The 18,122-nt window shown below is 36.1% G+C and carries 22 protein-coding genes; 18 read left to right on the top strand and 4 right to left on the bottom strand.

Going from position 1 to position 18,122, the window contains the following annotated elements; all coding sequences use genetic code 11:
* The first annotated feature begins 55 nt into the window (after positions 1–55).
* The 10 genes from glmU to truA all read left to right on the top strand — a co-directional run bounded on the left by glmU (position 56) and on the right by truA (position 8,856).
* Entirely contained in the window at positions 56–1,309 is a 1,254-nt protein-coding gene (glmU, locus tag CMCT_RS03870; RefSeq protein WP_244948673.1) for a bifunctional UDP-N-acetylglucosamine diphosphorylase/glucosamine-1-phosphate N-acetyltransferase GlmU, read from the top strand.
* Positions 1,302–2,474, top strand: a complete 1,173-nt coding sequence (gene coaBC, locus CMCT_RS03865; protein ID WP_034967655.1) for a bifunctional phosphopantothenoylcysteine decarboxylase/phosphopantothenate--cysteine ligase CoaBC — start codon at positions 1,302–1,304, stop codon at positions 2,472–2,474. Before glmU ends, coaBC begins: the two co-directional genes overlap by 8 nt.
* On the top strand, positions 2,471–3,151 hold the full coding sequence (locus CMCT_RS03860; RefSeq protein WP_034967337.1) for a hypothetical protein: 681 nt from the start codon (positions 2,471–2,473) through the stop codon (positions 3,149–3,151). Before coaBC ends, CMCT_RS03860 begins: the two co-directional genes overlap by 4 nt.
* 1 nt (position 3,152) lies before the next feature.
* Positions 3,153–3,818 carry a polyprenyl diphosphate synthase gene (uppS, locus tag CMCT_RS03855; RefSeq protein WP_034967338.1) on the top strand — a complete coding sequence of 222 codons (666 nt, stop codon included), beginning with the start codon at positions 3,153–3,155 and terminating at the stop codon, positions 3,816–3,818.
* A gap of 197 nt (positions 3,819–4,015) precedes the next feature.
* Complete coding sequence (locus CMCT_RS03850; RefSeq protein WP_342354047.1) at positions 4,016–4,681, top strand: class I SAM-dependent methyltransferase; 666 nt, start codon at positions 4,016–4,018, stop codon at positions 4,679–4,681.
* Between the two features lie 11 nt (positions 4,682–4,692).
* Positions 4,693–5,364 (top strand): class I SAM-dependent methyltransferase, encoded by a 672-nt coding sequence (locus CMCT_RS03845; protein ID WP_034967343.1) that lies wholly within the window; start codon positions 4,693–4,695, stop codon positions 5,362–5,364.
* Positions 5,361–6,107 (top strand): WbqC family protein, encoded by a 747-nt coding sequence (locus CMCT_RS03840; RefSeq protein ID WP_171993900.1) that lies wholly within the window; start codon positions 5,361–5,363, stop codon positions 6,105–6,107. Before CMCT_RS03845 ends, CMCT_RS03840 begins: the two co-directional genes overlap by 4 nt.
* A 229-nt stretch (positions 6,108–6,336) precedes the next feature.
* A complete protein-coding gene (locus CMCT_RS03835; protein WP_425321194.1) occupies positions 6,337–7,116 on the top strand; it encodes a prepilin peptidase in 780 nt (259 codons plus the stop codon).
* Positions 7,109–8,131 (top strand): LptF/LptG family permease, encoded by a 1,023-nt coding sequence (locus CMCT_RS03830; RefSeq protein ID WP_034967348.1) that lies wholly within the window; start codon positions 7,109–7,111, stop codon positions 8,129–8,131. The genes CMCT_RS03835 and CMCT_RS03830 overlap by 8 nt, the downstream gene beginning before the upstream one ends.
* The gene (truA, locus tag CMCT_RS03825; RefSeq protein ID WP_034967350.1) at positions 8,131–8,856 is read left to right on the top strand and encodes a tRNA pseudouridine(38-40) synthase TruA; all 726 of its coding nucleotides are present in this window, start codon (positions 8,131–8,133) and stop codon (positions 8,854–8,856) included. Before CMCT_RS03830 ends, truA begins: the two co-directional genes overlap by 1 nt.
* On the opposite strand, the gene CMCT_RS03820 is transcribed toward truA, so the two are convergent.
* The 4 genes from CMCT_RS03820 to CMCT_RS03800 all read right to left on the bottom strand — a co-directional run bounded on the left by CMCT_RS03820 (position 8,853) and on the right by CMCT_RS03800 (position 13,387).
* A complete protein-coding gene (locus CMCT_RS03820) occupies positions 8,853–10,010 on the bottom strand; it encodes an aspartate aminotransferase family protein (protein ID WP_034967353.1) in 1,158 nt (385 codons plus the stop codon). The two genes, truA and CMCT_RS03820, sit on opposite strands and share 4 nt — an antisense overlap.
* Position 10,011: 1 nt before the next feature.
* A complete protein-coding gene (locus CMCT_RS03815; protein ID WP_034967355.1) occupies positions 10,012–10,626 on the bottom strand; it encodes a trimeric intracellular cation channel family protein in 615 nt (204 codons plus the stop codon).
* An 85-nt stretch (positions 10,627–10,711) separates the two neighbouring features.
* The gene (locus CMCT_RS09490; RefSeq protein WP_082198621.1) at positions 10,712–12,979 is read right to left on the bottom strand and encodes a molybdopterin oxidoreductase family protein; all 2,268 of its coding nucleotides are present in this window, start codon (positions 12,977–12,979) and stop codon (positions 10,712–10,714) included.
* Positions 12,980–13,177: 198 nt separating this feature from the next.
* Complete coding sequence (locus CMCT_RS03800; protein WP_034967359.1) at positions 13,178–13,387, bottom strand: hypothetical protein; 210 nt, start codon at positions 13,385–13,387, stop codon at positions 13,178–13,180.
* A gap of 119 nt (positions 13,388–13,506) precedes the next feature.
* On the opposite strand from CMCT_RS03800, the gene CMCT_RS03795 reads away from it, so the two are divergent.
* The 8 genes from CMCT_RS03795 to CMCT_RS03760 all read left to right on the top strand — a co-directional run bounded on the left by CMCT_RS03795 (position 13,507) and on the right by CMCT_RS03760 (position 18,106).
* Positions 13,507–13,944 carry a Fur family transcriptional regulator gene (locus CMCT_RS03795; RefSeq protein WP_034967362.1) on the top strand — a complete coding sequence of 146 codons (438 nt, stop codon included), beginning with the start codon at positions 13,507–13,509 and terminating at the stop codon, positions 13,942–13,944.
* A 74-nt stretch (positions 13,945–14,018) separates the two neighbouring features.
* Positions 14,019–14,336: an HMA2 domain-containing protein gene (locus tag CMCT_RS03790; RefSeq protein ID WP_034967363.1), complete on the top strand. Its 318-nt coding sequence runs from the start codon at positions 14,019–14,021 to the stop codon at positions 14,334–14,336.
* The gene (locus CMCT_RS03785; RefSeq protein WP_034967366.1) at positions 14,333–14,938 is read left to right on the top strand and encodes a hypothetical protein; all 606 of its coding nucleotides are present in this window, start codon (positions 14,333–14,335) and stop codon (positions 14,936–14,938) included. The genes CMCT_RS03790 and CMCT_RS03785 overlap by 4 nt, the downstream gene beginning before the upstream one ends.
* A complete protein-coding gene (locus tag CMCT_RS03780; protein WP_051654827.1) occupies positions 14,931–15,203 on the top strand; it encodes a hypothetical protein in 273 nt (90 codons plus the stop codon). Before CMCT_RS03785 ends, CMCT_RS03780 begins: the two co-directional genes overlap by 8 nt.
* 4 nt (positions 15,204–15,207) lie before the next feature.
* A complete protein-coding gene (locus tag CMCT_RS03775; RefSeq protein ID WP_034967368.1) occupies positions 15,208–15,489 on the top strand; it encodes a hypothetical protein in 282 nt (93 codons plus the stop codon).
* Positions 15,489–15,779 (top strand): hypothetical protein, encoded by a 291-nt coding sequence (locus tag CMCT_RS03770; RefSeq protein ID WP_034967370.1) that lies wholly within the window; start codon positions 15,489–15,491, stop codon positions 15,777–15,779. Before CMCT_RS03775 ends, CMCT_RS03770 begins: the two co-directional genes overlap by 1 nt.
* The gene (locus CMCT_RS03765) at positions 15,763–17,835 is read left to right on the top strand and encodes a heavy metal translocating P-type ATPase (protein ID WP_082198622.1); all 2,073 of its coding nucleotides are present in this window, start codon (positions 15,763–15,765) and stop codon (positions 17,833–17,835) included. The genes CMCT_RS03770 and CMCT_RS03765 overlap by 17 nt, the downstream gene beginning before the upstream one ends.
* Positions 17,825–18,106, top strand: coding sequence for a hypothetical protein (locus CMCT_RS03760; protein ID WP_034967376.1), 282 nt, complete (start codon positions 17,825–17,827; stop codon positions 18,104–18,106). The genes CMCT_RS03765 and CMCT_RS03760 overlap by 11 nt, the downstream gene beginning before the upstream one ends.
* The last annotated feature ends 16 nt before the right edge of the window (positions 18,107–18,122 follow it).

The raw sequence follows: 18,122 nt of genomic DNA, 5'->3' as shown, positions 1-18,122 counted from the left end.
TAAAAAAGTGAGTGAAATTTCAGTAGTCATCTTAGCCGCTGGACTTGGCACTAGGATGAAGTCAGATACGCCAAAGGTTATGTTTAATATAAGTGGCGTGAGTATGATTAGACACGTTTTAGCTCGTGCTTATGAGCTTACAAATGACGTTAGCGTCGTGCTTTTTCATCAAAAAGAGCTTATAGAAAAACACATTTTAGATGAGTTTAAAGATACTAAAATTTACACTCAGGATTTAAAAAACTATCCAGGCACCGCCGGAGCTTTAAAAGGTATAAAATTTGGTGGTAAAAAGGTGCTTGTAACGTGTGGCGATATGCCGTTAATCACGACTGATGAGCTTAGAAATTTATGCGAGATTAACGCTGATATAGCGATGAGTTCATTTATTGCAAATGATCCTTTTGGCTATGGCAGGGTGATTGAAGAAAATGGCAAAGTAACTGGCATAATAGAGCAAAAAGACGCAAACGAAGCTCAAAAACAGATAAAAAGAGTAAATGCAGGCACTTACTGCTTTAAGCGTGAAATTTTAGAGCTTATCTTGCCTAAAATTGATAATAAAAACGCACAAAATGAGTATTATCTGACAGACACTATAAAAATCGCAAACGAACTTGGCTTAAACTGCGTTGCTAGTGATGTTAGCAAGCATAATTTTATGGGGATAAATGACAAATTTCAGCTAAGCATTGCTGAGAGTTTAATGCAGGATAAAATCAAGCAAAATTTAATGAAACAAGGCGTCTTAATGCGTCTAGCAAATACAATCTACATTGACGCAAGGGCGGAATTTACAGGCGAGTGCGTGATAGAAGAAAACGTAAGCATAATCGGAGCGTGTAAAATCACAAACAGCCACATAAAAAGTGGCAGTGTCATTGAAAGTAGCGAAATTTCGCACTCTGACATCGGACCACTAGCACATATAAGACCTGATAGCAAGATAACAAACACACACATTGGCAACTTCGTTGAAGTTAAAAAGGGTGTTTTAAACGGCGTAAAGGCTGGGCATTTAAGCTATCTTGGCGACTGCGAGATAGACACTGGCACAAATATTGGTTGCGGGACGATTACTTGTAACTATGACGGCATAAAAAAACACAAAACAATCGTTGGTAAAAACGTTTTTATAGGCTCAGACACACAGCTTGTTGCGCCTGTAAATATCGGCGATGACGTATTAATCGCTGCTGGTAGCACCATTACATCTGACGTACCAAGCGGTGCATTAGCCATTAGCAGGGGCAAACAGCAAAACAAAGAGGGCTTTTTTTATAAATTTTTTGGACGCAAAAATGCTTAAAGATAAAAAAATCCTACTAGCAGTTTGTGGCTCGGTATCGTTTTACAAGGCTTACGAGATACTCTCACGCCTTAAAAAACTTGGTGCTGATGTGCGTGTAATGCTAAGCGACGGAGCGTTAAAATTTACAAATCCGCTAAGCTTTGAGGCCCTTACAAACCACCCAATTTTATGCACTGGTAATGAAAACTGGCAAAATAAGGTAAGCCACATAGAATACGCAAAAGCCGATTTAGTCCTAATCGCACCAGCCTCGGCAAATACGATAAACTGCCTAGCAAACGGCGTTGCAACTAGCGTTTTTATGCAAACATTGTTAGCAACTGACGCTAAAATTCTAATCGCACCAGCTGCAAATAACAAAATGCTTGAAAATTTCGCCACGCAAAGAAGCTTTGAAATTTTAAGGCAAAATGGCGTTAAAATCATCGAGCCACTGACTAAAATTCTAGCTTGTGGCGACCTTGGGCGTGGTGCGTTAGCACACATAGATACGATAATTTACGAAGTAAAAAGAGCATTGTGCGAAGCCAAATTTCAGGGCAAAAAGGTAGTAATAACTGGCGGCGCAACAAGCGAAAGGATTGATAACGTTAGAGCCATTAGTAATTTTTCAAGTGGCAAAATGGCAAAGGCATTAGCAGACGCATTTTACTTTTTAGGGGCAAATGTCAGCCTAATTTCAAGTGTAGTTTATGAAAATTTGCCATATAAAACCAGCAAATTTACAAGCACAAAAGAGCTTTTGTCTTTATGTAAAAATGAGTGTGAAAATGCCGATTTACTCGTGATGAGTGCGGCAGTTAGCGACTACGTGAGTGATAAAATTTTTAGTGGTAAGCTTAAAAAATCAGAGCTTGGCGATGAGTGGAGTTTAAAGCTTGTTAAAAATTTAGATATTTTAAGCGAATTAAAAGGCTTTAAATGCCAAAAAATCGGTTTTAAACTTGAAACAAATACACAAAACGCAGAGCAAAACGCCAAAGATATGCTAAAAAATAAGGAGCTAAATGCCGTTTGTTTAAATATTTTAGGCAATCAAAACGGCTTTGGTAGCGATAAAAATGAAGTGAAATTTATCACTCAAAATGATAGCGTTGATTTAGGGCTTGATGATAAGTCAAATATCGCTTTAAAAATTGCAAATTTGGCTAGTAATTTATGATAAATGCTATCTCAAAGGTGCAAAAAGTAGCCACAAATCAAGCAAAAACAATACATTTAAACACATCTTTGCCAGTTAGTATTCTTGTAAGCGAGAAAGTCGGTTTTAACCGCTATATCTTAAAATTTGCAAACCAAAGTATCAGCACAAGAAGCGTTAAATCACTAAATGTAGGACAAAATTACTGGGGCGAAATTGAAAATAGCGCTCAAAATATCGTAATTAGCAACCTTTTAGAAAAGCCAAAATTTGATAGCTTTGTTTTAAATGACGGACTTAGTTTAATTGAAAGGCTAATTAACGAGCCTAATACCGCTTGGTTTAGTAATTATTTAAAAAATGCACTTATTAATTCAAATTCAAAGCACGAATTTGGCGGATTTAGTAATATGCTTTTGGCTTTATCAAAAGGTATTATTTATATACCATTTATTTATAATGAAAATTTTGGCATTTTTGAGCTAAAAAATGGGGTAAAAAGTAGTGAAATTTACCTAGTTTTTTCAAATTTTGCCCCGCTTCTTTTTACTTTCAATGCTTCTAATTTAATAAGCATTAAAACTCCATTTAAAAAAGTAGCAAGTTTATTAAGTGCTGAGTTTAACCTAAATGTAGAAATTTCAAATGTCTTGCCACTTTTAGATAAAAATGAAAATTTGATTGATTTTAAGGGCTAAGATGAATGAGTTAAAACACCTAGCAATCATAATGGATGGCAACGGCAGATGGGCTAAAAAGCGTGGTTTTATCCGCACAAAAGGGCACGAAGTTGGTGCGTTAGCTGTTGAAGCAATGTGTGAGTTTTGTATAAATAATGATATTAAAATTTTAAGCCTTTATGCGTTTAGTACCGAAAATTGGAAGCGTCCAAAGAGTGAAGTTGATTTTTTAATGAAGCTTTTAAAAGAATTTCTAATCTCTAGACGTGAAAAATTTGTAAAAAATGGGATATTTTTTAACACAATCGGCGACATTACGCCATTTAGCAATGATTTAAAGGCTGAAATTTTAACGCTAAAAGAGCTAACTAAAACAAATAATAAACTAAAATTAAACCTAGCGATAAATTATGGCAGTCGTGACGAGCTGGTTCGTGTTATAAATTCATTAAAAAATAGCGAAATTTCAGAAAATTCTATCACAAACGCCCTTGATGAGAGTGCCGATATTGACCTTTTGGTTAGAACTGGTGGCGAAAAGAGGCTTTCAAATTTTATGCTTTGGCAAGCAAGTTATGCCGAACTTACCTTTACAGACACACTTTGGCCTGATTTTAACCAAGATGAACTAGCAAAAATCGTAAGTGAATTTAAGGGTAAAAATCGCCGTTTTGGCGGAATTTAAAACCTAAAAAGCGTAATAAATTTATCCAAATAAACCTAACGATAAATTACGGCAGTCGTGATTAGCTGGTTTGTGTTATAAATTCATTAAAAAATAGCGAAATTTCAGAAAAACATATAGCCAAAACCACCTCTTATTTAGATTTAATATTAATTTAACTACAATAACCGCTTAACAGATTGTAAAAAGGATATAAAATTTACATTAAACATTTAAAAGGATTTAAGTATCCAGATGCCGAGCTTATTAGGTATTTTTTTAAAAATAATCTTGATAAAACGCCGCAAAAAGTCCTAGAATTAGGCTCTAATAACGGCAACAACCTCTCACTTTTTGCAAGCTACGGATACGAAGCAATCGGCGTTGAGCTAGACGCCACAAGTATCAAAAATGCAAATTTTAACTTCAAAAACATATATAAATTTAAAAATTACAGCTTCATTAACGCTGATATGAGGGATTTTGCAAGAAGCACAAAGGGCATAAAAGCCGATATTTTGCTAATCCCAAACGTTATAAATTACATTACAAAGCACGATTTTACCGAGCTTTTATCAAACCTACGCCAAAATCAGGCTATGGGGGGGGGTAGCAGGCTATTTTTAAGAGCAAGAAGCACAAAAGACCATAGATACGGACTTGGCAAGATGATAGAGGATAACACTTTTTTGCTAGATAGCGATGAATTTAGTGGTGAAAATGGGCTAATTTGTGCTTGTTATAGTCAAAGTGAGCTAGTTGAGATTTTAAAACAAAAATTAAACCTTAGAAATTTCACACTCATAACAAGCGAAAATTTAAACGTAAAAAACGGCGTTTATATCAAAGATAGCGACATCATAATCTACGGAGAAATCAACTAAAAGGGAGAAAAATGTATAAAAATTTAAAGGGTCTAAAATTCCCAGATAGCGCAATCATTAACTTTTTCTTTAAAAATGGTTTACAAAATCTAACAAATCAAAACGTCCTAGAACTAGCGTGTAGCAACGGCAACAACCTAAGTCTGTTTTCAAGCTACGAAAACCGCTGTGTTGGAGTTGATATAAATCCGATTAACATACAAAATGGCGAATATAATTTTAAAAACGTCTTTGGCTACAAAAATTATGAATTTCACGCCTGCGATATGTTTGATTTTGTGAGCAAAAATGCAAATTTTGACGCCGATATTTTACTAATCCCAAACGTCATAAATTACTTTTTAAGAGCCGATTTTTTAAGGCTTTTAAGGCTTTTAAAAGAGAATAAAATTTACAAACCAAACGCACTATTTTTTCTAAGAACAAGAAGCATTAGGGATTTTAGATATGGCATTGGCAAAATGGTTGAGAAAAACTGCTTTAAAATGGCTGATGACTACGATATCACTGGCGAGGCTGGGTGTTTAAACACGCTTTATCAAGAGCACGAATTAGTTGAAATTTTGCAAAATGAGCTATCATTAAATGATTTTAAAATTTTAACCTATGAGAGTTCAAATATAATGAAAAATGAATATTTAATAAACGATAGCGATATTGTAATTTATGGGAGAATTTTATGAAAATAGCCATTATGCAACCAACTTTTTTGCCTTGGCTAGGCTATTTTTATATGATAAAAAGCGTTGATAAATTTGTATTCTTAGATAGTGTTCAGTTTGAAAGGCGAAGCTGGCAAAGTAGAAATAAAATTAAGCTAAATGATAAGGAGTTTTTCTTATCTCTTTGCTGTCAAAAATCTCCCCAAAAGACCCAAATAAACGATATTTTACTATCAAAAGAGCCAAAATGGCGAGAGAAAATTTTAAATACAATTCATCACGCCTACTCAAAATCAATAAACTTTAAAAATTACTTTGAATTTTTAAGAAATGAGCTATTTTTAAATGAAAATTTATCCGATTTTAATATAAATCTTATTAAAAAATTTATGAGTGATTTGGGTATTTATACTCCTATTTATCGTGCTAGTAAGCTAAATTTGTCAAATGCAAAACGTGAGGATTTACTACTTGAAATTTGTTTAAGTTTAAATACAGATAGCTATCTTTCGCCAGAGGGTTCAAGAAACTATCTTCAAAGCGAGCATTCAAGGCAAATTTTTAACGACAATAAAATCAAAATAGAGTATTTGGATTTTACTCACCCAATTTACAAACAACAAGGTAAAAATTTTGTGCCGTATTTGGGTGTTATTGATTTTTTATTTAATATAAAAGATCCAAAATCGACATTTAATGAGGTATTTTTACAAAATGGGGGGGGGTCGGACGACTTTTTAAAACTACACAAGGAGGCGATTTAGCTAGATTTGTCTCTTAATCTAGCTTTTATCATACTTCAAATTATCTAAATATAACCACGACTTGGGTTTGCTCTTATTTAATTTATAAAGCAAGTCATGTTTTTTTGATTTTTAAAGCCTATAAATTAAAAAAATCAATGTTAGCTCAAATTTATAGACTTTTATTTTGTTTTTAATAAGTCTATAATCAATTTTTTGGCAAATTTACGCTTTAAGTTAAAGGATTATTTTGGATAGTTTTGGACTTTTTGTGGTTGTATTTGGCGTTTGTATTGGGTCATTTTCAAACGTTCTAATCTATCGTTTACCACGCAACAAAAGCGTAATTTTCCCAGCTTCACACTGCACAAGTTGCAACACACCTTTGAAATTTTATCACAACGTGCCGATTTTTTCGTGGATATTTTTAGGTGGCAAGTGTGCGTTTTGCAATTTAAAAATAAGTCCAATCTATCCATTTATTGAATTTTCTAGTGGAATTTTAATGCTTCTTGCATATATTTTTAGTCCACAAAATAGCGAAATTTTAGGGTTAATAAGCTCGATTTTGCTTGGAATTTGCTTTATTATGCTTTTAACTCTTAGTGTTATTGATATATTTTATAAAGCCGTTCCAAACGTGCTTTTAAACGTAAGCGTTGCCCTTTCGTTAGCTTATGGCGTGATATTAAATTTACTAAATAACGAACCGTTTTATCACAACGCTTTAGCTGGTATTGCGTTTGCACTTGCGTTTTGGCTACTTCGTTTTGTTGTAAGTTTTTTTATGAAAAAAGAGGCAATGGGTAGTGCTGACATCTTTATAGCTGGTATCATCGGTGCCGTGCTTGGATACAAGCTTGGTCTGTTTGCCGTGTATCTAGGTGCGGTTTTAACTTTGCCAGTTTATGCGGTAGTGGCAAAAAGGGGCTATGAGTTGCCATTTGTGCCATTTTTAAGCAGTGGATTAGTTGCTACCTACATTTTTAAACAACAAGCCATAAATTTCATAGGTTTTTTATATGAATAGAATAAATAAATACTTACTATCTCACTTTCTAAGTACCTTTGCTTCGCTATTTAGCACACTTTTTTTGATAATGTCAATCGTATTTTTCATACAGATAGCAAGGGTCACGGCATACATCGAGATAAGCTTTTTTGAGCTAGTTAAACTATACACATTTACCCTACCAAGAGTGTTGTTATTTGTCGTGCCTATAGCATTTTTCGTATCTTTAGCAATGATGCTTTTTCGCCTATCAAAAGAAAATGAAACTATTGTTATTTTCACATTAGGTCACTCGCCAACCATAATATCTAGATTTTTTCTGAAATTTTCAGCCTTTTTAAGCGTCACGCTACTTATCATCGCACTAGTTTTTATACCAAAAGCCTCGGAGCTAAATGCAAATTTTATAGATTACAAAAAGACGATTGCGAAGCTAAATTTAAAAGGTGGACAATTTGGGCAGAAATTTTCTGACTGGATGGTTTATATATCCGAAGAGAGCGATGATAAGACAACATACAAAGATATCGTAATGTATAATCCAAAAAACAGCGAGCAAAAACAGCTACTAATCGCCAAACAAGCCACAATCAATAACGAAAATGGCGTGATAGAACTTAAGCTAGATAACGGCAAGGCTTACAACATAGGCAAGCAAACATTTCACGTAAGCGAGTTTAAGACGCTAAAAATACGCACAAAACAAAATGAGAGCGTGGGCTTGGTATCTGGCATTAAGGAGTACTGGCTTGAGGCAAAAACTAGCCAAAAACGCAAAAAAGATTTAAGCACATATATTTTAATCGCCCTGTTTCCACTTGCATCAACACTATTTGCCATTAGCTTTGGCATAGTTACGTATCGATACGACAAGGGCATTGTCTATGTAGGCACGTTTGCTGTACTTTTTGGATACTTTTCGCTTATTATGATTCTTGGAGCAAAGCCAATTGTTGCAATACCTGCGATATTTGCCATATTTTTGATATCTAGCTTTTTTTACTACAAAGCTAAAATCATTAAAAAATACTAATGAAAATTCAACTCATCTTTAGCTATGACGGCTCTAAATTTCAAGGCTCACAAACCCAGCCACACGAAAATGGTGTCGAAGATGCCCTAAAACGTGCCTTATCTCACGTTGGAATTTTTAGCAAGATTACTTCAAGTGGCAGGACTGATAAAGATGTTCACGCAAATAACCAAAGTGCAAGTGTTGAGTGTGGTGAGCATTTTAGTGACTTAGAGCGTTTAAAAAGCCTGATAAATCGCCACGCAAGACCACATATAAATGTGAAATTTATAAGACGAGTAAGTGATGATTTTCAGCCTCGTTTTGACGCCATATCTAGAAGTTATCGCTATGTCATAAGTCACGATGAATTTAGCGTTTTTAGGGCGAACTATGAGCTGTTTTTGCCAAAATTTGATGTTAAAAAAGCAAACGAGCTTCTATCGCTATTTATTGGGCGACATGATTTTAGCTCATTTATGAAAGTTGGTAGCGACACAAAAAATCCAGTCAGGGAAATTTACAAGGCATTTTGCTACGAATATAAAAATAAAACAATCATCGTTTTTAAGGCAAATGGCTTTTTAAGGGCTCAGGTGCGACTTATGGTAGCAGCTGTTTTAAAAGGGCTAAAGCACAAAAATGCAAACGAGCTTATAAAAAAACAGCTAGAAAATCAAGCCATTTTTACACGCATACCAGCTCCAGCCCAAGGGCTTTACCTAAACAGGGTTCACTATTTTTAAATTTCGCTAATTGCCTTTTTAAGCCTTGCAAAACCCTCTTTTATCTCTTGTTTGCTAATATTTAAAGGCGGTAAAAACCTAAGCGTATCCTTGCCAGATCTAAGCACCAAAACGCCGTTTTTTAGCGATGATTGTATGATTTTTACCAAATTACTCTCATCTTTTAAAACAAGCCCAAGCATCATACCAATGCCCTGTTTAGAGCTAAAAATTTTAGGATAACTAGATAAAAGCCCATCAAGCTCAGAGTCAAAATTTTTAGCGATCTTTTTTAACTCTCCGGATTTTTTTAGCTTTTTTAGCTCTTTTAATGTCGCAAGTCCACTCGCACACGCTAGAAAATTTCCACCAAAAGTTGAGCCGTGATCGCCACTAGCAAATATATCTTTTCTGCTCACACAAGCACCAATAGGCACTCCGCCACCAAGTCCCTTAGCAAATGTAATAATGTCTGGCTTTATATCATAAATTTTACTCGTTACAAACTCGCCAGTTCTATAAACTCCACACTGAACCTCATCTGTAATCAAAAGCAACTCACGCTTTTTAAGCTCTTTAGAAAGCCTTTTTATCTCATCTTTATCAAACGCCTTAATGCCACCCTCACCCTGCACTAGCTCTATCATAACAGCCACAGTTTCATCGCTAATACTTGCAATAACCTCATCTATACTACTACAAAATTTAAAGCCCTCGGTGTATGGAGCAAAAATTTCAGGATGAAATTTATCCTGACCGGTTGCCCTTAATGTCGCTAGAGTTCGTCCGTGAAAGGAATTTCCTAGTGAGATTATCTCAAATTTCTTTTTGCTAAAATGCGTTGTGCCATATTTTCTAGCTAATTTTATAGCACACTCATTAGCCTCTGCACCTGAGTTGCAAAAAAATGCGTATGTATGATAGCCAAGCTGTTTTGATATCTCTTTTGCCAGTTTTTCTTGTGGCTTGATATGATAGATATTTGACGTGTGAAGCACTTTTTTTGCCTGTTTACAAATGGCTTTTGTCACGCTTTTATTGGCGTATCCAAGTGCATTTACACCTATTCCAGCGGCAAAATCTATATAATCCTTGCCATTTTTATCAAAAAGCGTAGCACCCTCTCCACGCTCAAAGCCGACATCAAATCTAGCATAGTTGTTCATTAAATACATCTTAATCCTTTAATGGTGGCAAAGACCACCCTTTATAATATGCAAACATACGAACCGTAATACCAACGGCGATTAGCAAAAGCACGAATGGCAAAGCAGTAAGAGATAGCGTATAAAGCAAATAATAAACCACGCCGACCCCTATACTTATAGTGCCATAAAGTCCAGTTGTTAAAAACCAAGGGACTTCATTTAGCAAAATATCACGCAAAATTCCACCGCCAACGCCGTTAAAAAATGCTATTAATGCCACGCCAAACACGTTATAATCATACTGTATCGCAACTATCGCTCCGACAACCGAAAAGCATATAACATCAATGGCATCTGTAAAAATAAATATAAATTTCTTCTCAATTTTCTCACGTTTTTTATAAATTTTTGTAACTCTAGCCATAAAAATCACAATCAAAACAATCAAAACCGGCGTGTAATGCGTAAAGCTATAAACCGGACGAAACACCATCATATCACGCACGATACCGCCACCAAGTGCCGTTAAAAACGAAGCTAGAAAAATTCCAAGCCAATCACATCCCTTTTTAACGCCAAACAAAAATCCACTAAGAGCTGCTGAGGCTATACCTACGTATTCTAAGATTAAGATTATTTCCATTTAAAAACTTTGAAATTTTTATGTATTTTACAAGTAAAATCTAAATTTAGACCTTAACCTAGCCCCAAAAAGACGGGGCTAGAGTTTAAAATGTCATAGGATGGTGGTGAAAGTCATCAAAAATGATCCTTGAGGTTTGAAATTTCTCACGTTTTAGCTCTCTAACTCGCAAAAATTCCTCCTCATCAATTTTTTTAATCTGAATCGCCGCCTTAAATGTAGGAGTTTTAGAGATATAGTCCCAACCAGAGCTTGTTAACTCATTGCAAGAGCTCTCCCAGTAGTGGAATGTCATTTGAATTATTCCGTCAGGCACACAATCAGTCAAATCAGCCTTAACAACAATATACCCATATCTACTCCACGCTTTTATAAAATCTCCGTGCGATATACCATATCTTTGTGCTAAAGCCGGATTCATCTCAGCTATCGGACCTATGCTATCTCCGCCCTCTTCTATAGCCTTTGAACGCCTTGTCATAGTGCCAACGGTGTATTGATAGACCTTACGAGTGGTTAAAAGCTGTATAGGGTAGCGTTCATCTGTTTTTTCATCAACAGAACCTGCCATTACTGGATACTCAGACGGCATATTCATACGAGTAGCAAAATCAGCCTTAGCACTCTCGATCTTATCTGCACTATCTACAAATAGACAAGGAACTAAATTTCCCTTTCCGTCAGGGGTAAAGAATTTCTTATCAAGATACAAGCTCTGTCCACCCATGCTATTTTCATCAGGGCAAGGCCAGTGAAGTCCGTGGTATTTTTTAAGCCTATAATAACTCATACCGCCATATCTTCTAGGATCAATCCTTCTAACCTCCTCCCAAATTTGCTCAGGATTGCCGTATGTAAAATGCTCCCCAAGCCCTAGTCTACGTGCCAATTCGCACACAATCCACCAGTCCTGCCTTGCGTCCCCTGGTGGCGTTATAACAGCATCATTGTGCTGGACTCTACGCTCTGCGTTTGCATAAAGCCCCTCTTTTTCACTACTTGCTACACCTGGCAAAACGATATCTGCCTTTAGTGCAGTTTCGGTTAAGAAAATATCTTGTACCACATACATCTCAACCTCTGAGATACCTTTTAAAAAGTGATTTGTGTTTGGCTCTGAAATAACTGGATTTTCTCCTATCGTCCAGAAAAATTTTACCCTTCCATCAAGTATCGCATCAGGCACTTCGGTTTTGTGAATACCTATTTTACCGCTTAAATGACCGCTAGGCAAGTGCCATTTAGCCTCAAACCACTCCCTAGCTTTTGGGTCAGTAACCACCCCTAAATTTGGAAATACATTTGGTAAAACGCCCATATCACAACAGCCTTGAACGTTTTCTTGACCCCTTATTGGCAAATCGCCACTACCAAGCTCACAAACATTACCAGTAATAAGCATTAAATTTGAAATATCGCAAACACCACCAACGCCGTGATTAAAGTGCGTTACACCCATTCCGTGAGTAATGACAGCTGGTTTTGTGGTCGCATAAATTCTAGCAGCACGTCTAATATCCTCCGCCCTTAGCTTCGTGTATAAAGCGACCTTTTCAGGTGAATACTCCCTAACCGCCTCTTTTACATACTCAAAGCCATTTGTATGCTCTTTTACAAACTCGTAATTTACCAAATTTTCCTCAATAATCGTGTAAATTAACGCATTTATAACTGGTATGTTATGCTCAGGCTCAAGTTGCAAATGCACATCAGCTCTATTTGCAAATTCCGTCTTTATCGGATCTATGACGATTAGCTTAGCACCTCTATTTAATGCTCTTTGAACGTGCATAGCTACGATTGGATGTCCATTTTCTGGATTTGAGCCTATCATCATTATGCAGTTGCTGTGAATTCCGATCTCTGTAAAGCTATTTGTAGCCGCTCCGTTACCTATTGTTTTGGCAAGTCCTGCCACTGTTGGAGCGTGTCAAATACGAGCACAGTGATCTATGTTATTTGTCCCCAAAATTCTCATAAGCTTTTGGGCAACATAGTTATCCTCAAGTGTGCAACGAGCAGAAAAATTTCCAGCCAATGCGTCAGCACCGTGCTTTGCGACGACATCTTTTATTTTATTAGCTACCAAATCAAGTGCCTCGTCCCAACTTGCCTCAACAAAATCGCCATCTTTGCTAAACACTCCATCTTTTTTGCGTATAAGAGGCTTTGTAAGGCGATCTGGAGCACCAACATAGTCCCAGCCATAAGCACCTTTTAGACAAAGACTGCCCTCATTTACTGGGTTGCTCTGAACCCCAACGGCACTTTTTATGTGGTTATTTTCCACAAAAAGTTCGACTTCACAGCCGGTTCCGCAATACGGACAGATGACTCGTCCTCCACTTTTCATAGCATTCTCCTTTAAATAAATTTAACTTACATAATTAAATATTATTTTTTAGCATATTTAATTATGTAATTTTTGCATATTAATCTTTAAAGAATTATTAATTTATATTTAAATTTTTAAATTAGATAAAAAGTTTAATAACTTTAAATTTACGTTAAGTTTTTTGTGGAATTTTACTGCAAAAAAGGTCTAGAAAAACTAGACCATAAATAGTGAAACGAAGCGTTTTTTAGGGATTGGGGAGAATTGTGTCATATACTCAAACGCCTCTTCATAATCCCCATCAGTAAAAGTCGCTACGTGTTCGATAAGCTCATAAAGCTCCTCGTCGTCCATAGAGTCAAAACTACCCCTATTTTCTAAAATTTCAAGCAAAACGGCGTCTAATTCAAGTTCGTCGTATGTCATAAAAACCCTTTAATTTTATTAAAAAATCTCGAAACTATACCAAAACAACCTTATAATATGCTTTATTTATGAGTAGTTAAGTCTTTTTTGTATAAAATCCCAAAATTAAGGCGTATCGTATGAATAATTTTGATAACTTTTATAAAAATTTCTCAGCATTTTTATCAGAGCTAAACCACAAAAACTCATATATAAAAGAGCGTATCCTAAACATATTATACACAAGCGAAAAGCATTTAAGTGCTAATGAGATACAGCTTGAGTTTCAAAAACGTTTTAAAGATAAAATTTCATTACCTGCTATCTACACTCTACTAAATTTTCTAGATGAGTGCCGCCTGACAAACACTTACGAGGATAATGGCATTAAAAAATATGAGCTAAATTTAAGCTCCCATCACGACCACATCATATGTGAAAAGTGCCAAAAAGTGATAGAGTTTCACGATGATATGATTGAAGAGCAACAAGAAAATATAGCCAAAGCAAAGGGCTTTGAGATAAAAACGCACTCGATGATACTTTATGGTATTTGTGATGAGTGCATAAAACGATAACGATATGCAAAAAGCTTTAAGTTACATTTAAGTATCTAAATAAGATAATGACAGATATTTATACAAGGAACATTATGAGCGTAACACCTGAAATTTTAACAAAAGTCGCGTCTTACTTTACGACGATCTCGCATACTCCAGGCAGATTAAGAGTGCGTGTAAGCCCGAAAATCAAAGAGCTTTCAGACACCACCGACTTAAGCAAACTTGATGAAACGATCGCAAAGATAAATGGCATAAAAGATGTAAAATTTAACAAAATCATAGGCTCAGTAACAATACAATATGATAGCGAAATTTTTACTAAAAATTTATGGGACGATCTGCTTGGTGGTAAAAATTTAGACCACTTAGCAAATAAAATAAATGCCGTAGCAAGGAGCATAGCGTGAACTTAAACGACTCTCTTGAACTCGCACTAACGATTGAAAAAAGTGGAGAGAAGCTATATGAGAGTTTGCAAAATTTCAATGAAACATTTAAGCAAATTTTAGCAATCAGAAAAAATGGGATAGCTTTGCTTAAAAATTTCAGCGACATAAAAACAAACGATCAAACCATACTACCCATTTTGACTCCAAATGATGAGTTTGAAGCGACTATTTTTGCGTTAAATTATGAGATAACGCTTAATAAAACATACGAAAATTTAACAGATGAGTGCGAAAATGACACGCTAAGGGATATATTTTTTAGGCTTTGGGCAACCTCAAACAACGAGTATATACCGGCTTTAAAAAACATCCTACAAAACTCGCATAAAGTTGAGAACGCAAATGAAAATTTTATAAATAGCGATTTTTTATCAAACTATCAAAATAGCTTTAACGATATGAGTCTAAAACTAGGCGACATCGTATCTGGCAAAGCCAGTAAAGAGGAGATCTCAAAACTACTATCAAACCCAAATTTTCCATTTTTTGGCGGACTAGCACTTGGTGCTTTAGCCACTCAAATTTTAGCAAAATCACAAAAGGATAACATAGATGAATAAAATATCTTACAACAAAGGATCTAATATGCTTCCATTTATCGCAGGAGCTGCACTTGGTGCTTTAGCAGTAGTTGCTTATAATAAAAAAGATAAGCTAATTGATTTAAGCAAAGAATTTGCAAAGGACGGACTTGAAAAGAGTAAGAAACTTGCCAAAGATAGCATAGCAAAAGGCAAAAAAGTAGCAAGTAAAATTTCAAAAACAAACGAAAAGCCAAAAACTACACGCAAAACACGTGCTAAAAAACCGGCTGTAAGCGAGTAATTAGATGAATAATCTTCTTACAACAACTAGACGACCCGCTGATCACTTTGTAAGCGGTGCCCTTATTGCCGGTATTGGCACACTTAGTATGAATTTAAACGAGCCAAATAAGGCAATTTTGGCAAAAAAAGTTCTAAAAGTCGGGCTAATTGGCGGTATAACAACAGCAAGTGCTATATATGCTTCAAATCAAATCGCAACATCTAAGTATCTAAATGCTGTTTTAAGTATTGGTGTAAGCGTAGGTGCGGTAATTGCAATAAATAATTTAATAAAGGAAAAATGATGAAAAACCCATATATCGAACAAATGCCACAGCAAACCCCAAGTCCGGTTGATAATGCTATCAATGAAGCCGCACAAAACATACCTTTTGTGCCTGAAAATTTCAACGCTGCTGGTTTTGTTAAAGGGCTTGTATTAGGCGGCATAGCTACTTATGTTCTAACAAACCCAAAGGCACAGGAGTGCCTATTTAAAGCTATCATCAAAGGTGGCGAACTTATAAACGCTGGTATAGAAGAGTTAAAAGAGCGATTTGAAGATGTCAAAGCAGAGCTTGAAGCACAAAAATAATATCCACATCGCACACAAATGCAAAAATCGTGTTAGGCTAATATGCGATGAGCTAAACAATCGTAGCGATATTAGCTTCATAGAGGCAAGTATAGGCGAACACAAAAACGTAAAAAACGTCCGTGTAAACAAATACGCAAAAAGCATAGTGGTCGAGTACTCAGGCGACTTTGATGAAATTTTAGAGTTCATCAAACACCTAAAAATGCCTATAAAGCCAAAAGATCCCACCTTGCCAAGCAAGGCTGAAATTTACAAAGCTGGTGCGATAACAGCCATAACTCCGCTAATATCAAACGGCTATATTAAAACAGCACTTGGGCTTTATGCAAGCAGCCAAAATTTACTTCACGGCTTTAGTGAGCTAAAAAATGACGGCATAACATCAAAAGTTCTTGAAGCTATGGCAATTGGTGTAAGCTTGGCAAGGGGCGATCATCTAGCAGCAAACAGCACAAATTTTATGCTAAATCTTGGCGAATATATGGAAGAGAGTGCCTCACATAGAAGCGATGATCTCATAAAAGAACTAGCCAAGCCAAATATCGAAGAGGTTTGGGTTGAGATAAGACAAAATGGCGAACTCATCCTTAAAAAAGTCAAAACAAATTCTCTTAAAAAAGGCGATATAGTAGTTGTAGGAGCTGGAGAGAGTATCGGCGTTGACGGATATATCGTTGAAGGCACGGCAAGTATAAATCAAGTCTCAATGACTGGCGAGGCTGAACCGGTTGCCAAAAACAGAGGCGACCGCGTCATAAGTGGCACAGTTGTTGAAGAGGGCAGGATAAAAATTTGGGCTGAAAATGTAGGCGATGAAACAGCTACGGCACGTATTAAAGAGTATATACAAAGCTCACTAAATGAAAAATCGAGCGTAGGGCTAAAGGCTACAAAATTAGCCGATAAGCTAGTACCAGTCACGCTATCTCTTGCAGGGGTTTCATATCTATTAAATAAAGATATGAATAGCGTTGCTAGTGTGCTTCAGGCCGACTACTCTTGTGCTTTAAAACTGGCAACTCCAGTAGCCTTTAAATCAAGCATATCAAAGGCTGGTAGAAATGGAATTTTAATCAAAGGCGCAAAAGCCATAGAAGCATTAAGTAGTGCTGATACTTTCGTGTTTGATAAAACAGGCACACTCACAAAAGGCAGACTAAGCGTCGTTGAAATTCACTCTTTTAAAGCTGGTCTTAGCGAAAATGATATTTTAAATTTAACAGCCAGTGCAGAAGAGCACTACTTTCATCCAGTTGCAGAAGCGATAGTAGAAGCGGCAAATAGCAGAGGATTTAGCCATATTCATCACGACGAGGTCGAATTTATCGTAGCTCACGGCGTTAAAACATCTATGAACGGCAAAGAGGTCGTCATAGGCTCAAGGCACTTTTTAGAAGATGATGAAAACATAAGCTTCAAAGGGCAAGATGAGATAATCAAAAATGCCCTTAAAAACGGACTTACATTGCTTTATATTGGATACGACAAGGAGCTTGTTGGTGTCATAGCGATGAAAGATGATATGAGAGAAAACGCCAAAGAAACGCTTGAAAAACTACGAAATTTAGGCGTAAAAGAGATCATAATGTTAAGTGGTGACATAAAGCAAAAGGCACAAGAGGTTGCCCGTGAACTTGGGTGTGACCGCGTATTTGCGGAGTGTTTGCCAACTGACAAGGCTAAAATCATAGAAGAGCTAAAAGCCAGTGGCAAAAATGTAGCATTTATCGGGGACGGCATAAACGACGCACCAAGCCTTACAAAAGCAAATGTGGGCATAAGTATGCACAAAGGTGCTGATATAGCAAAGGCTACCGCTGATATAAGTCTGCTAAAAGATGACATAGAAAGTGTAGCCATAGCAAAAGAACTTGCCGTAAAAACGATGAAGCTAATTAGTTCAAATTTCAACTCCACAGTTGGCATAAACTCAGCCATACTAGCAGCTGCCACGATAGGTATGCTAAATCCTATCGCAACAGCAGTGCTTCATAACGGAACTACAATTTGGTTACTTTTAAATTCAATCAAAGGGGTAAAGATTGGCAAATAACGGCTTATTAAAAGGAAATTTACTAGATATAGGCACACACAGAAAGGTTGCAAAGATCGGTATGAGTGTATCGCTTGGGGTTTTAACCCTAACGGCTTTTAATATGAAAAACAAAGCCTTTAAAAAAGCACACATAATAGCAGGTATTAGTATGGTTGCATTTAGCCTGTATCACGCTGGGCTTTATGATAACGGGGTCTTTAAAAATATGCTAATAAAGGCAAACCAAAAGGCAAAAAATAGCCAATCTCGCAAAACTAAAAATTCCTAAAGGCTGAAATTTTCAG

This window comes from Campylobacter mucosalis (assembly GCF_013372205.1).
Taxonomy (GTDB): Bacteria; Campylobacterota; Campylobacteria; order Campylobacterales; family Campylobacteraceae; genus Campylobacter_A; species Campylobacter_A mucosalis.
Note: the sequence above shows the minus strand (reverse complement) of the source record. Positions and strands in the feature narration are given on the sequence as shown.